This window comes from Streptomyces scabichelini (genome assembly GCF_011045015.1).
Taxonomy (GTDB): domain Bacteria; phylum Actinomycetota; class Actinomycetes; order Streptomycetales; family Streptomycetaceae; genus Streptomyces; species Streptomyces scabichelini.
Genome location: NZ_JAAKZY010000236.1, coordinates 1 through 15,385, shown reverse-complemented (window position 1 = coordinate 15,385; position 15,385 = coordinate 1). Strand labels below are relative to the sequence as shown.

Below are 15,385 nucleotides of genomic sequence, written 5' to 3'. Positions count from 1 at the left end.
CACGGTCGGCACCGCGGTGTCGGTCTCGAACGACATGACCGAGGGCATCATCGCCCGCTTCCGCACGATGGCGATCCACCGCCCTTCGGTGCTCGTCGGGCACGTCGTCGGCAGCGTGCTGCAGTGCATCGCCAGCGTGGTCCTCGTCGGTGCCGTCGCCGTGGCCATCGGCTTCCGGTCCACGGACGCGACCGCCCTGGAGTGGCTGGCGGCGTTCGGGCTGCTCGTGCTCTTCGCGATGGCGCTCACCTGGATCGCGGTCGGCATGGGCCTGATCAGCCCGAACGCCGAGGCAGCCAGCAACAACGCGATGCCGCTGATCTTCCTCCCGCTCATCTCCAGCGCCTTCACCCCGGTCGACTCCATGCCCGGCTGGTTCCAGCCGATCGCCGAGTACCAGCCGTTCACGCCCGCCATCGAAACCCTGCGCGGCCTGCTGCTCGGCACCGAGATCGGCCACAACGGATGGCTCGCGATCGCCTGGTGCGTCGGACTGGCCGTGCTCGGCTACTTCTGGTCGACCTCGAAGTTCAACCGCGACCCGAAGTAACCGCCATGACAGCGCGGGCCGCCTCCCGCAACTCGTTCCGCCCCCAGGGCGGCGTACACCGACACTGCGTCGGCGTACGCCGCCCCGTCGGCGTCCTCTGCCATCTGCCGGCCGGATCAGGTCAGGTCTGATCCGGTCCGGTCCGGTCCCGTCTGATCTTGTCCGGTCCGGTCCGGTCTGAAAACCGATCGTCCGTCGCGTACGTCATCACGCGTATGAACCTTGCGCATGTGGGCACCGGTGCGCCTGCGCACCCGCGCAATCCGTATCCCTGACTTCCTTATTCGGAATAGGAATTCGGAACAATCGGAACGACAGGTGGTGAAGCCGATGAGGAAGCAAGACGGGCCGCTGATGAGTCGGCGCGGTCTTCTTGCCGGTGGCGCGGCGGCTGTTGTGGCTGCGGCAGCCGCGGTTCCCGTGGTGGACCGTATGACTGACGACACGACTGACGAGAAGAATGACCAGAGGAATGACGACCAGACTGACGACCGTTCCGCGGCGGCAGCGGCCGCGACCCGCCCCAACATCCTGTTGATCGTCACCGACGACCACCCCAAGCAGACCGGCTGGGCACTCCAGAAGACTGTCGACTGGCTCGGCGGGCAGGGCGTGACCTTCACCAACGGCCACGCCACCACGCCGCTGTGCGCGCCCTCGCGGTCGTCCATCTTCTCCGGCCGCCACGCCCACAACCACGGTGTGCGGCACAACGGCGCTTCACGCAGCCTGGACCAGAAGACCACGGTGCAGCGCCACCTCAAGGAGGCGGGCTACCGCACCGGCATATTCGGGAAGTACCTCAACTCCTGGGACCTGAATGAAAAGCCGCCGCCGTACTTCGAGGAGTTCGCGGTGATGGACCCCGGCTTCGTCGACGTCGAGTGGAACGTCGACGGCAAGGTCCAGACGGTTACGGGGTACACCACCGACATCGTCAAGGACCAGACGCTGGCCTTCCTGGACAAGGCCGCGAGCGACCGCCGCCCGTGGTTCGCGTACGTCACGCCGTTCGCCTCGCACGGTCCCAACACGCCTGCGCCCGAGTACGCCAGGAAGCCGGTGCCCGCGTGGAACGGCCGCCCCTCGGTCTCCGAGCCGGACCGAAGCGACAAGCCGCCCTATGTGAAGGAGGCGTCCAAGACCCTGGCCGACGGCCGGAAGCTGCGTGAGCGGCAACTGCGGTCCCTGCTGTCCGTGGACGACGCGGTGCAGGCGTTCAAGGACAAGCTGGCAGCCCTGGGGCAGCTGGACGACACCCTGGTCATCTTCATCGGCGACCACGGCTACCACTGGGCCGATCACGGGTTGACCGGGAAGGAAACGCCCTACGCCCCGGCTCACGAGGTGCCGCTCTACCTGTCCTGGCCTGCCGGCGGCCTGGACAAGGGGACCACCGACGACCGCATCGCCGCCAACATCGACATCGCGCCGACCATCCTCGACGCCGCCGGGGTCGAACCCACCACGCCGCAGGACGGCATGTCGCTGCTGTCCGACGCCGACCGTGACCACCTGCTGGTCGAGGGCTGGCAGGCGGGGGATGGCCCCGTGCGCGACAAGGGCAGCTGGGCGGCCTACGTCGCCAAGGACGCGCAGTACGTCGAGTACTACGACCTGCGCGCCGGCGCGGGTGGCAAGGAGACCGGCACGGGGCGGGTGATATTCCGGGAGTACTACGACCTGGAGAAGGACCCGTACCAGCTCACGAACAAGCTCCACCGGGCAACTCCGCAGGACGAGCGGGCCCTGGGGATTCCGGAGCTGGCCAAGCAGCTGGCGGTGGATCGCGCCGGCTAGTCCGGCTGGTCCGGCTGGTTATCGTCGTAGGAGCCGTCTGGCTTCAGATGAAAGGCCCGCGGCCCCAGGCTGTTCCCGGGACCGCGGGCCAATGGATTCATGGGGTCACGGCGTCATGGGGTCACGGCGTCATGGCGTCACTTGGTGACGTTGACGGTCACCTCAGTGGTTGCCGCGATGTGCTGCGTGTCGCCCGCGTAACGGGCGGTGTACGTGGTCTGGCCGGCCATGCGGGGACGGTCGGTGAACTGGAAACGTCCGTCTGCGGAGACGAGGAAGGTGCCGAGGGGCGTGCCGTTCGGTGACTCCGTGTCGGTGCGCGTCACCTCGACCGTCGGCGTGCCGGCGAACGGCTCGAAGGCACTCAGCGTTCCGTTGACGGTCAGCGCCCTGTTCTTGGCAATGGTCGAGGGTGCCTCAAGCGTGAGGGTGCTCTCCGTCTTGCCGGCGTCCGGCAGGACGTGCAGCGTCGGTACGACATCCCCGGACACGGTGAAGAGCCGGTTGTCGTCCGGCGCCCAGGCGAGCCCGTCGCGCTGCAGGTCGTCCGGCTCGAAGTAAGTGTGCAGCGGGACGGTGGAACCGGGGCGGTAGGTCTGCACCGCGTAGTCGGAGGCGCCCGTCGCGAGCGTGCCGTCGGTGGCGACGGCCACCGCGTTGGGGAAGGCCCAGCTGGAGTAACTGCCGTTCGCCGACAGGTCGGACGTTCGGACCACCTCGTGGGCCGAGGGGTTGTTGGCGGCCATGACGATGTTCTGGCCGTCGGCCGTCACGGCGAAGTCGTTCAGGAAGGAGACCTGGGGGTCCTGGGTGAACAGGCGGTTGGCCCGCTGCTGCAGGCCCGTGGCGGTCGCCTCGTACACCGCCAGGGTGGCGGGGCTGACACCTTCCTGACCTGCGACGAGGACGTTCGGGTCGGCCGGCGACGAGGCAAGTGACGGGGCGTAGTACCAAGAGGTGCTGGTCAGGTCGAGCGTGACGACCGGATCGGTGCCGGAGAGATCGAGCGAGCCGATGTCACCGCTGCTCCCGACCGCGTAGCCGAACCAGAGCTTTCCGCCCGCCAACGCCAGGTTCTGGGGGGAGACGTCCGCCCCGATCGGGTAGCGGCGGGTCTCGGTCAGCGTGCTGGTGTCGATCTCGGATATCGCGCCGGCGGACGACAGCGCGACGTACACCTTGCTGGAGTCCTTCGAGAGCGCGAGCCCCGCGGCTCCGTCCTCTGCGGTGATGTGCTGGACGACGGCGCCCGCGTAGTCGGTGACGACGATGCTGCCGCCGGACGGGTCGCTGATGAACACCCGGTCGTGGACACCGTCGACAACGATGTCGCGGAACGAACTGACGGGGAGTCGGGTACTGGTGTCGGCGGCCGTGGCCGGCGCGGACCCTGCGCCGAGCAGTGACAACGAGCCGAGCAGCGCGGCGACGGCCGCGGCGGTCGCGCGTCTGTGGGTGCGCAAGTGGATGAGACCTCCTTGAGAGGTGGCCGATCGGCCACACTCATCCAGCGCGGGCCGCAATGAATTCGTCACGTGCGACCACGAATTCGTCACGCGTGACCATGAATTCGTCATGTGCGACCACGAGTTCGTTACGCGCGACGCCGAATTCGATACGCCGACGCCCGCCCTGGGGCAGTTAGCCGAGGCTCCGAGCGACGTAGGCCCCGAGCGCCGAGGGCCCCAAGCGCCACCAGCGCGCTCGGGGCCCTCGCCTCGGGGATGCCTACTGCGCGTCCCGCACCGTGCCGGTGAGTACCGGGCCCTCCACCGGCTCGCCGTTCTCCTCGTCCCAGGTGGTCAGCTGCATCCGCAGCGACTCCTCCGGCTCACTCACCCCGTCCGGGGTGGTGGGTACGGTCACCTCGGTGCTCAGCTGCCCCGCCGGGATGGAGATGGGCAGGAAGAGCTCTTCCACCTCGGACAGGGGGCGGGCGGGGCTCGGTGACTCGCCGGTGTTCTGCTCGAACCAGTCCGGGTCGAGGTCCGTGGTGGACAGCTCGGCGCCGCCGCCGCCGACCGGCAGGAAGGCGGCGTTGAGCCAGATCTCCTCGTCGGCGACCGCGGACTGCGTGATCCGCCAGGTCAGGCTCTGCCCTTCGGTGACCCGGTCCGCGACCGGCGTCGCGCTGAACGTGGGCATCGGGTCGTCGTTCTCGGCATCCACGCCGCCGCGGTGGGAGCCGACCACGGCGCCGCGGACCGCCTTCGCGAACACGTTGTGCGAGGTGCCGTAGCCGAACCGCGTGTTGCCCTCTACGTCGACCGGCACCTCGATGGTGCTGCCGGGGCGCACCGTCACCACCCGGGACGTGGAGGTGTCGGAGTCAGGCTCGGCGACGAAGAGCCGGATCTGGCCGCTGCCCTGGCCGGAGACCCGCACCGGCACTTGGTAGGTCCGTACTCCGGAGTCGCCTTCCTGGACCGTCAGCCGGCCGATGTCCACGCGTGGCAGCGTGGCGGTCCTGACCTTCGCCATGCCGGGGCTCCAGCCCCAGGCGTCCACCAGCCACGCCTGCCCGGACTGGCTGCGGGGCGTCAGTTCCAGAGCCTTCACCCGCTTCAGGTCCAGCCCGGCACGGGCCGCGGCGGCCAGCGGGACGCGAACCTCCCGCGCCCAGTGCGAGGTGGTCCGGTCGGTCCCCGGCAGTCCGTCGACGCGGACCCGGCCGAGCGTCACCCGTCGGCCCGTGGTGTCCGTGAGGGACACGTCCATACGGGTGCCGGTGGTGTTCGGCGGGACGATGACCCGCAGGGCCAGCGCCTCGGCTCCGGCCACGGAGACCGGCCGCGCGGGACGTACTCGTACGGCGGAACCCGGTGCCGACCAGTCCAGCGCCACGGCGTTGCGGCCCGGTTCCGGCGATGTCTCCCAGTAGGAGAAGTGCGGTGACCGGCCCGGCCCCTCGGGGTCCAGGCAGGCGGCGGCCGGGTCCGGGTTCACCTGTGCGCAGAGCCGGCCGCCGTCCACCGCGACCGAGGGGTCGTCCGGCAGGAACGCGCCGGTGCGCCTGGCCCCGACGGCGTGGGTGAGTACGCGCGCCGGGTCCGCCGACGGCGCTCGCACGCCCGAGCCGTCCAGCAGCGGACGTACCCGGTCGTCCCCCGCGATGAACAGCCGGGCCGCGGCGGCGATGTACGTGGAACCGGCGGCCTGTTGCCGCGCGGCGGTCAACCGGGTCGCGGTGCCGGGCGAGCACACCGGGTCCGGGAACTCGTCGTCGTGCCAGAAGTCGTCGTCGGCCGGTGCCTCGGCCTGCCCCGGCGTCCACTCGCTGTTGAAGAAGTTGTGGTTGGCGCCCACCATGTAGACCGCGCTGTGCAGGGCGGCACCACGGCTGACGCCACGTGTGGCGTCCACGTACATCTCACCCTGCAGATCGGACACGTCGCCGTCGCAGCCGGGCAGGATCGTCATGGAGGGCACATCGGGAGCCGGATTGTGGCCGAAGACAGTGGGGCCGATGAGGACGGTTCCGCGGATCTTCCAGCGCACCGGTCCCTGATAACCGTCCTGGTCCGCGGGCGGCTTGGAGAGGCTGTCCATCGCGGCCCGGTTCACGCCCTCGCCGCCCCGCGAGTGCCCGACCAGGAGCACTTGGGACAGGTCGGCCCGTGCGGTGCCGCGTACGACCGCCGGGGCCGTGGCCCGACCGGCAGCCGCCCAGTCCGCCCAGTGGGCGAGATGCTGCCGTACGAGGGAGGAGCGGGCCTGTGCCCCGCCGTCCTCCGCCAGGTAGTCCTGCCCGTTGATGCCGTTGGCGGATATGGACACCGTCACATAGCCCTGGGATGCCAGGAGTTTCTGGTCGTGCAGATAGCCGCGGTGGCTCGGTATCGGCTTCGATCCTGTGGGGCAGGGCCACTCGCCGAGTACGTCACCCTCGTCGCCCTCAGTGGTGAAGCAGGTGGAGTGGCGGCCGTGCAGGAACAGGGCCAGTGGCCGGGGACCCGGGGCTCCGTCCGGAGCCACCACGGTCCCGCGCATCTCCACCGGTGCGGGGAAGCCGGGCAGTTGCACCGGTTTCAGCTCGTACTCGCCGGTGGCCGTCCGGTACGGGCCGGGGACACCGGGGTCCACGGGGTTGGCCGGCAGCGTGGCCGAGGGCTTCACCGGCGCCGTGGGGCGCCGACGTTGTGGGTCCGCCGCGGCCTTGTCTCCGTCGAGGCGGCGCCCACCGGCCCGCACCTGTAATTCCTTCTGTAATTCCCGCACCGGCCCGAGGCGTACGCCGGCGAGGCTGAGGCTGAACGTACGCCGGTCCTCGGCGGCCGTCGGGCGGCCGAGGAGCCGGTCCCCGGAGTAGAACTCGACGGCGGCGTCGCCCATGGGTACGGGTCCGGACGAGTGCCACGTCAGCTGCCGGCCGGAACCCTTGCCGGTGATCTGCCAACCCGCCGGCAGCCCGCTGCCGGGGTCGGGGTCGGCCGATGATGCCGGCGGTACGGGATCGGCGGCCGGTTGAGCCTGCGCCAATCCTGGCGACCCCACCACCACCGCGAATAACGCCGTGGCGGCGACCATTGCGCGCCGGACATGGATCAAGGTTCTTCCCCTCCTGATGGGCTGCCTCGTGGACTGCCCTGCCCGGGCGCCGAGTTGCCCAGGTTTTCCGAGTGGCTCGTGCGTTCCTGAGAGGAAGATGAGAACCAAGGCCAAAAGGTTGCTCAGTGTTGAGTTCTTGCCGTCACGCCAGCCGGATGACCGGCTGACGGTTCAGCACCACGGTGTGGCGGCGCAGGTCGTACGCCGTGACCGTCAGGCGCTTGTGGGTGTCGATGCGGAACTCCAGGCGGAAGCGGTCCTCGCCCGCGGCGGCCGGAGGGTCGGCCTCCAGGAAGGTGGGGCTGTCCTCGTTCAGCCAGAGCATGGAGCGCTGCTGGCGTTGCTGCGGGCTGACCGCCACGGTGCGGGCGCCGCCGCCGGAGTCGAAGGCGATCTCCAGTTCGGCGCCGGCGTCGCGGTAGGTGGCGTGGGCGAGTTCGTAGACGGCCAGGCCGAGGCGTCGCTGGCCTTCGTGCACCGCCTTCACGGTGAGCGTCTTGACCGGTTCCTCGGTGGGATAGGCGGTGCCCGCCTCCACCAGGGCCTCGAACTCGTAGGCGCCGGTGTCACGGTTGACGTGCCGGATGGCGTAGTCGTGCTGGATGTGGTCGTACAGCTCGCTGCCGCCCGCGATGCCGGCCGCGCCTGCCGCCACCGCCTCCAGCGGCCGGTCCAGGCGTACGACGTCGGGGTCGAAGTGCAGCTGCACCACGTCCTGCACGGCGGGGATGAGGCAGCTGCCGCCGACCAGGAACACCTGCCGGATGTCGTCGGTGCCGAAGCCGCGGGCCGAGGCGGCGTCCAGGCAGGAGCGCAGCGCCAGGTTCACCCGGCGCAGTATCTGTTTGTCGCGGAGCAGCGCGTCGAACTCGCCGCGGGTGACGGTGACTTGGTGATCGGCGTCGGTGCGTGCGGTGCCTGCGGCGCGTGCTGCTCGGGCCGTGATCGTGGCGTGGTCCGCGGTGGCCAGGGTCCGCTTGGCCTGCTCGGCGGAGCCCAGGAGGCGCCGGAACACCTGGTTGCGCCCGATCTGGTCGCCCGGCGGCAGGGAGAGCTGGGCGATCGCGTGCTCGGCGAGGAGCGCGTCGATGGTGTTGCCGCCCAGGTCCAGGCCCTTCTTGGCGAGGGTGCGCACCCCGGCGCCGGCCCCCGCGGCGTCGGGTTCTTGTACGCGTACGACGGAGATGTCGAGGGTTCCGGCGCCGAAGTCGAACACGGCGAAGGCGTCACCGGGATTCAGGCGGGCGCTGTAGCCGACGGCGGCCGCGGTGGCCTCGTCGACGACGCGCAGCCGGGCGGTGGGCAGCCCTTCGCGTACCTCGCGCACCAGCCAGTCGCGGTAGCCGTCGAAGGACTCGACGGGCGCGGTGGCCACGATCTCCAGGTCGTCGTCCTCCACGGTGAGCAGGGCGAGCGCCATGATGTCGCTGAGGAACTGGGTGGCGGCCTGCCTTCCGGTGATCTTGCGATCGCCGACCGGCCGGGCCGCGTCATAGACGTGCCCCGCGACATTGATCTTGGTGGAGGCGAAGACGGTGGCCCCGGCCGTCTCGTACAGATCGGGAGTGACCTGCGCGCCCAGGCGGCGGGTGCCGTCGTCGGCGAAGTAGGCGATGAGCGAGGGCACGACCCGCTGGGTGGGGCCGGGACCGGCCTCCCGCAGCACGTCGACGCCGGGCAGCGGGATGGGCACCCCGCGGCCCGCCTCATGGTCCCAGCCGGCCACGACGGTGTTGGCGGTGCCGAAGTCGATGCCGATACGGGTGGTCATGCGTCTCCCTTACGTTCCTGATGCCGGCCGCGTTCTTGACGCTCGCTCACGTTCCTGGTGCTCGCCGAGTGCGATGTCGTGCGGGCCGCCCGCGGTGATGGGGTCGGTACCGCCGAGCCCGACGTCGTGCCGGAAGCGGTGTTCCAGGCAGGTTCGCAGCAGCCCCAGCGCCTGCCGGGACAGGTCGTTCAGGACCGGGTTCTCCATCACCGCGACCACCTTCGTCAGGTCCTTGTGGCTCATCACGCCCATGGGGTCGGCGATGAATGGACGAAGGGTGAGCGCGGTCAGGACGTAGATGTCGACGGTGCCCTTGTCCAGACCCCCCACCGCCAGCAGGTCTCCCCTCGATGACACCCGTGCGCAACGCGCCCTGGCGCGAGGGCTGTCGGCGAGTAGGGGGACCTGCTCGGACACCGGGTCTCCGGGCATGAGCGTGTCACGCGTCGGCGGCACGTCGAGGAGTTGGAGATGCGTTTTCGTGACCGCCAGGAACCGTTCCAGTGCGGGGGACCAGGCCAGGCAGACCACATCTCGCCCGTACGTCCAGGGACGGGTCGTGATCGGTGTCTGCGAGGTCGTGAGAGGTTCGTGCCACACATGCAGGCCGCCGGATTCAGCGCCGGCGACAAGCGCGGAAGGCGAGATGGCGGCCTGCAAGATGCCGTATTTCATGGTCCCGGGGCGCCTGAGCCTGTTCACAGCAGAGTTGGCGAGGTCGGCGACCACCATGTCGCTGCTGTCGCCGACCAGGGCGATCAGCCGCCCCTCCGCATCCACCGCGGAGTTCCTCGGACGGAAAAGCCACATCTTGGGCGGTATGCCGCTGTCGGTCAGCGGCCCGTCGGAGGCACCGACGAACACCGTCCCCTTGGACGGCATGCCCGGTCTGCGGTCCAATGCGGGCACGATGAAGGCACGGTCTCCGGCGATCCGTTGCACGTCGTGGAAAACGCCGGGCGAGATGTCGAGCGCCCGCGTGCCGTTCTCGTCGGCGTAGTGGATCTGCTTACGGTTCACGGCGACCATGGCGTCGGAACCCAGATGCGCGATCCGCTGTGCCGGATGTGGGAAGTCGTCGTCCAGCCACACCAGCGTCAGGCTGCCGAGATCCACGATCCCGGCGCAATGCCCGGGCCCTCGTCCGGCGAAGGCGAGTTGCGTGCCGTCCGGGGCGAAGTCCAGAGCGTGAACCGCGATCGACTGCTCGTCGGGGTCGGTCGGCCAGATGCGGGTGCGGGGGAGGGAGTTCAGCGAACCTGCGCCGGCCAGGCTGTCCACGAATTTGGTCACGGCATTCCAGTCCGCTCCACGCAGTGCTTCGAACACCCGGCGGTCGTCCTCGCCGGACGGCCGCCAGTCACCGAACTCGTGGGCCGTCCGCACCGCTTCGGGCAGCGGCATCAACGGGGTGAGGGACCACAGGCGGTCCCAGTCACGCCGGTCTGCCAACTGCTCGACCAGATACGCACGTTCATGCTCGGCGAGGGAGGTGAAGTTCCCCTGCTGGGAACCCTGTCCCGCCAGCACGCGCAGCACATCGAGGATGCCGAGTCCGCTCATCGTGTCCCGCAGAGCCGTGCGCTCCTCGTCGGAGACACCCCGGTAGCCGAGCGCCAGGAGCGAGCCGTCGGGGTCCAGCGCCCGGTACTGCTCCAACTGCGCGGTACGTACGAAGAACACGGCGCGCTGGACCTGACCGGCGGGCGCGAGGTGGTGCTCGGCGCAGAATGCCGCCGCCTCGGGTGAGTTCAGCGCCGCCGCGCAGAACAGGTCCGCGGCCTCCGGGTCGCCCGGCGCGAGCAGCCGGGCCCGGGCACGTGCTCCGATCGGGTGGTCGAAGCGGAGCGCGGCGTCGACGAGCGTACGTGGTTCCAGAGGTATGTCGTCGTCGCCGAGCGCCAGGCGGCTGAGGGAGCGCACTCGGGTCCCGGAGGCCGTCGGGGCGGGGCCCCAGCGCTCCAGCAGCGACCACAGCCCGGCATCGTGGTCATCGAGCCAGTCGTGCCACGCGGCGTCAGCGAGCATGGCGGGTACGGGTGTTGCGCCCTCCGGAAGTCCCGCCACGAGAGGAGAGGCCCACCGCTGCGGCGACGGCCCGGACACCGACGGCGTCAGCCACGACCGGAACACCGCCTCCTGGCCGTGGGTCTCCACGGCGCGCGCGACGGCGCGCAGGGCCACGGGCGAGCCGGAATCCGCCGCACGCAATACGGCACGGAGGGCCGGGCGGCCCAGCCGGGAGTCCGGAGTGGCTCGCAGCCGCAGCACCAGCACGGCGGTCCGCACACGCATCGGCCTCACCCGTTCCCGTCGTCGCCCAGAGCGATGTCGGTGGCGCCGCCGCCCGCGGCCACGGGTCCCGAGCCCAGCGCGATATCCCCGCCGAAGCGCTCCTCAAGACAGGCCGCCAGCAGATCCAGTGCGTCCCGTACCGCGGGATCACCGATCTTCGTACGCAGTTCCCGTACGCGCCGCACGTCCTGCGGACCGCGGTGCAGCAAGGGCTGTTCGAGCAGCTCGCGGGCGGAGGGCAGATGGGGGATGTGCACTTCGCAGATACTCCCCGCGCCCACCCTCGTGATCGTGGCGAGCTTGTCTCCCCACGGAGCGAGCGCCAGGAATTCCCGGTCTGCAGGTGTGGGCGAGTCCGGGTCGGGGCTCTGCAGCCAGGACAGGTCCTTGTCGATCGGTCCGGAGTGCGCGGAGTCCGCACCGGGGCTGAGCATTCGTGCCGTGAAGGAGTGGTCGAGGGGCAGCCCCGTCCACTCCTCCAGCGGCCACCGGTCCAGAACCGCGCCCTCGTGCTTGGCGGTACGGTTCGGCCTGCCTTTCGCCGGGAGCTCCCATATTTCGGTCTGGTGTCCCTCTTCCAAAAAGTGGTGCAGCGCCAGTGAGCGGGGAGAGAGAAAAGAGAGCGCGGGACTGTACTGGCCGTCATTCTTGTCCTGCCACTTCGCGGTGTGGAGGACTTTCTCTCCGCTCTCACTCAACACATGGAATTCCCAGTGGTAGACGAATGCGATGAGCCGGGATTCGGGAAGCGTTGTCAGTGCGAAGCTGGCCTCATACACCGTGCTGGGCGTCAAGTCCCTTTGCTTCTCACCGGGCCGGGGAAACGGTTCATACCGCAGCTGATCCGCACCCGGGTCCGCGAAGGCCAGACCGGTAGAGGAGATCATCACCGCGCCCGCGCTCAACCTCCGTATGTCCGAGAGCTCGGACGGAGGGCAGAGACTCTGGTGGTCCGGAAAGACGCGGATGATTCGGTAATGTTTGTATGTCTCCTGCAGCCTGACGATGATCTCGTCACCGAGGTGCAGGACCGACTCTCCGTCGCCCGCTCCTGTCTTTCCGCTGAAGTGGCGAGTTGTCCGGCCCGTATCGAGCCGGAGCGTCTCCACATCGAACTTGACGTTGTTCCAGCTCTTCCATGTCGCACATCCCAGGGCCAGTTCGGAGCCGTCAGGAGAGAAAGACGCTGCGGCACGCGAGCCGCGCGTCCGGTGCGTGATCAGGTGGTCGCGAGGCAATCGGTCGATCATGGCGTGCAGTTGTCCCGCGGACCGCTCGGCAAGGGCGGCCGGCACGGCGATCGTTTCGTTCCCGGCGCCCACGTGGCGCTCCCGCTCCGGCAGCAGCCGGGCCGCCGCCACCGCCTTGGCCAACGGCAGGTCGTGGGCGAGTCGCCGCAGTTCGTCCCAGCGGCGGTGCTCGGCCAGTTGGTGGCCGAGGTAGTCGAGTTCGTCGTACGACATCTCGGCGATCCGGTCACGCCGGTCGCCGGTGACCACCACCCGGATGACGTCCGTGTCGACGTCGGTGGCCATGACCGTACGCAGCCGCTCCCGCAGGTCCGCGGGCGCCGCCCGATAGGCCAGGGCCAGCAGCGAGCCCTCCGGGTCCAGTGCCCGGCTCTGGGCGCTCTGCCCGATGAGGGCCAGATACGCGGCGGCGTCGGCGGGCTCCTGCGGGGCCGCGGCCAGCAGATTCCGCACATCGGCCTCGGTCAGCTCGGCGGCCATGGCCCGTACCGCGTCCTGCACGGCCGGATCCCCCTCGGCACACCTCCGCACCAGCCGCCGCCACGCCCGCCGGGCCCACAGCCGCCGGGAGCCGTCGGACCGTCGCCGGGTGGCCCGCGCCGCCAGTCGAGCGGCCCCTTCCGCGCCGAGCACCATCGCCCCTACACCTCGCCCAGCTCGATCTCGAAGTCCCCCGCGACCGCCGTACCCGCCGTGTCCCCGATACCTACGTCGTGCCGGAAGCGGTGCTCCAGGCAGGCCCGCAGCAGCGTGAGCGTCGTACGGGACCCGGCATCGAGCAGCGGGTGTTCCTGCACCTTCACCACATGTGCCAGCTCCTGATGGGTCATCAGGCCCATCGGCCGGGCGATGAGCGGACGCAGGGTGAGGGCGGTCAGGTCGTACAGGTCGATCGCGCTGTCCGCACCTCCCACGGCCAGCACGTCGCCCTTCGGCGACAGCCGCGCGATGGGGACCACGCTTACGTCGCCGACGAGTGCCACGCGCTCGGATATGAGCTCGTCGGGCACGGGAGCGTCGCGGGTTGGCGGCACATCAAGGAGTTCCAGGTGCGACCCGAGGCTGAAGTTGACCGCAACGAACCGGTTCAGTGCGGGCGACCATGCGAGGAAGGCCGGACGGGTCGCCCCCGACCAGGCGGGGATCGTCATCGACGGTTCCGTGGAGGTGAGCGGCTCGTGCCACACTTTCAGGTCGCCCGCCTCGGTGCAGCTGACGAGGGTGGAAGGCGACAGGGCGGCCGGTGGTGTGGGGACGTTCTCCAGTGTTATCGAGCCGTCATCGAGCTTGTTCGCCACGGAGCTGCCGAGGTCGGCGACCACGGCATCTTCCAGGACGTCGACTATGGCGACGAGCCGGCCGTCGGGATCCACCGCGGCGATCAGTGGTTCGAAGTCTTCGTCCAGCTCGTCCAGTACTCCGCTGTCGACGAGGGCACCACCGGGCCCGCCGATGAACAACACCGGACGCTCGTGATCACCCACGTCGCCGACCACTGCGGACAGGGCGAAGGCACGGTCTCCGGCAATGCGCTCCAGACCGTGGATTTCATCGGCCCCCGGGTCAAGGGTCCGTAGTACGCCACGGCGGTCCACATAGTGGATCTTCGCCGTGCGGGAAGAGTGCCGATCCACGTGGCGCGGACGAGTCTCCGCGACGACCATGGTGTCGGAGCCCAGATGCGCGACCCGGTCCAGCGGATCTGTGAAGTTGCAGTTCAGCCGCGACAGCGTGCTGCTGCCGAGGTCCACGATCCCCGCCCAGGCGATCGGTTTGCCCCATTGGCCGGAGGGGACTGCGCCCACGAAGGCGAGTTGGGTGCCGTCCGGTGCGAAATCGAAGTCCATGACACGGCTGACCCTCTTGTCGAGGTCGGCCAGCCTGATCCGGGTGTGCGGGACAGGCGAATACTCGGTCGCTCCGGGCAGGGCGTTCACGCAGCCGTCCACAGCCTGTGGATCCGCGGCGCGCAGTGCCTCGAAGACGCGGTGGTCGTCCTCGCCGGAGGGGCGCCAGGTCCCGAAAGCGCGAACCGTACGGACCGCTTCGGCCAGCGGAAGCAGCGAGGTGAACCGCCACAATCGGTCCCAGTCCCCTTGGTCTTTCAACTGCCGTATCAGATAGGCGCGTTCCTGCCCGTCGAGGGAAGCGACGTCCTCGTGCAGCGAGCGTTGTCCGGCCAGCACCCGTAGCGCGTCAATGCCGCCGCCGAGTCCGGTCATCGCCTCCCGCAACGCCGAGCGCTCCTCGGCGGAGGCGCTCCGATACCCGAGCGCCAGCAGCGCCCCCTCGGGATCCAGCGCCCGGTACTGCTCGTGCTGACCGGTCCGTACGAAGAAGACGGCGCGCCGCACCTCGTCGGCCGGGGCGAGGTGGTGCGCGACGCAGAACGCCGTCGCGTCGCGGGAGTCCATGGCCGCCGCGCAGTACAGGTCGACGGTCTCCGCATCGCCGAGCGCGAGCAGGTGGGTACGGGCCGACTCGCCGACGGGATGGTCGAAGCGGACGGCGGTGTCGACGAGCAGACGCGGATCCACCGACACCTCGTCGTCCACCTCGCCGTCGCCGAGCGCCAGCCGGCTGAGCACACGCGTGCTGTAACCGGCCCCGGCCTTGGCGGGAAGGTCCCACTGTTCCAGCAGGGACCACAACGCGGCATGGGCATCGGCATGGGCATGGGCATGGGCATCGAGATCGGAACCGGGATCGGGACCGGCCTCGTCCAGCCAGGTCTTCCACGCGAGGTTCACGACCCAGCCGGGAATCGTCGAGACGTCGGCCCCCAACGCCGCCGGGACGGGGGAGGCCCAGCGCGGGGGTGTCGTTCCGGACGCCGACGGCCGCAGCCAGGCCGACCAGACGGCTTCGTGTCCCTTGGACCTGATGGCCTGTTCGAGGGCGTGCAAGGCCGCTGGTTCACCGGAGTCCGCCGCGCGCAGCACCGTCGCCAGGGCCCAGGAGCCCGGTCGGGACAGCTCCCCGAGAGGCAGGCGCAGCAGCAAGGAGGCGGTCCACAGCCGCATCACCTTCACCCACCTCTCTGCCGGTCCCACAGCGCCACAGCCCCCAAGCGCCACAGCCCCATCAGCGTCGTACAGGACCGCGGGGACCGGTCCCGGCGCCCGGCCTCCGCCACATCCCCTCACCCCCTCACCCCCCTCAGCTCTTGAT

General features: G+C 69.9%; 8 protein-coding genes. 2 read left to right on the top strand and 6 right to left on the bottom strand.

Translation table 11 applies throughout. From position 1 onward, the window contains the following. Nucleotides 1-550, top strand: a 550-nt coding sequence (locus G5C60_RS42725) for an ABC transporter permease (protein WP_165268199.1), incomplete at its 5' end; no start/stop codon positions are given. A gap of 432 nt (nucleotides 551-982) precedes the next feature. Next, on the top strand, nucleotides 983-2,350 hold the full coding sequence (locus G5C60_RS42720; RefSeq protein ID WP_241267479.1) for a sulfatase family protein: 1,368 nt from the start codon (nucleotides 983-985) through the stop codon (nucleotides 2,348-2,350). Nucleotides 2,351-2,487: 137 nt separating this feature from the next. Here G5C60_RS42720 and G5C60_RS42715 read toward each other — a convergent pair whose 3' ends face one another. The 6 genes from G5C60_RS42715 to G5C60_RS42690 form a co-directional block, all read right to left on the bottom strand. Next, the gene (locus tag G5C60_RS42715; protein ID WP_165268197.1) at nucleotides 2,488-3,813 is read right to left on the bottom strand and encodes a YncE family protein; all 1,326 of its coding nucleotides are present in this window, start codon (nucleotides 3,811-3,813) and stop codon (nucleotides 2,488-2,490) included. 265 nt (nucleotides 3,814-4,078) lie between these two features. Then, on the bottom strand, nucleotides 4,079-6,877 hold the full coding sequence (locus tag G5C60_RS42710; protein WP_241267480.1) for an alpha/beta hydrolase: 2,799 nt from the start codon (nucleotides 6,875-6,877) through the stop codon (nucleotides 4,079-4,081). Between the two features lie 163 nt (nucleotides 6,878-7,040). After that, entirely contained in the window at nucleotides 7,041-8,669 is a 1,629-nt protein-coding gene (locus tag G5C60_RS42705) for an Hsp70 family protein (protein WP_165268193.1), read from the bottom strand. 9 nt (nucleotides 8,670-8,678) lie between these two features. Continuing rightward, nucleotides 8,679-10,964: a hypothetical protein gene (locus G5C60_RS42700; RefSeq protein ID WP_165268191.1), complete on the bottom strand. Its 2,286-nt coding sequence runs from the start codon at nucleotides 10,962-10,964 to the stop codon at nucleotides 8,679-8,681. Nucleotides 10,965-10,969: 5 nt separating this feature from the next. Next, nucleotides 10,970-12,850: a hypothetical protein gene (locus G5C60_RS42695; RefSeq protein ID WP_165268189.1), complete on the bottom strand. Its 1,881-nt coding sequence runs from the start codon at nucleotides 12,848-12,850 to the stop codon at nucleotides 10,970-10,972. Nucleotides 12,851-12,855: 5 nt separating this feature from the next. Then, nucleotides 12,856-15,237: a hypothetical protein gene (locus G5C60_RS42690; RefSeq protein WP_165268187.1), complete on the bottom strand. Its 2,382-nt coding sequence runs from the start codon at nucleotides 15,235-15,237 to the stop codon at nucleotides 12,856-12,858. Between the last annotated feature and the right edge of the window lie 148 nt (nucleotides 15,238-15,385).

Coding starts and splice junctions, on each gene's coding strand:
- G5C60_RS42720 (WP_241267479.1), top strand. CDS start 983: ATGACTGACGACACGACTGACGAGAAGAATGACCAGAGGAATGACGAC.
- G5C60_RS42710 (WP_241267480.1), bottom strand. CDS start 6,877: ATGGTCGCCGCCACGGCGTTATTCGCGGTGGTGGTGGGGTCGCCAGGA.
- G5C60_RS42705 (WP_165268193.1), bottom strand. CDS start 8,669: ATGACCACCCGTATCGGCATCGACTTCGGCACCGCCAACACCGTCGTG.
- G5C60_RS42700 (WP_165268191.1), bottom strand. CDS start 10,964: ATGCGTGTGCGGACCGCCGTGCTGGTGCTGCGGCTGCGAGCCACTCCG.
- G5C60_RS42695 (WP_165268189.1), bottom strand. CDS start 12,850: ATGGTGCTCGGCGCGGAAGGGGCCGCTCGACTGGCGGCGCGGGCCACC.
- G5C60_RS42690 (WP_165268187.1), bottom strand. CDS start 15,237: ATGCGGCTGTGGACCGCCTCCTTGCTGCTGCGCCTGCCTCTCGGGGAG.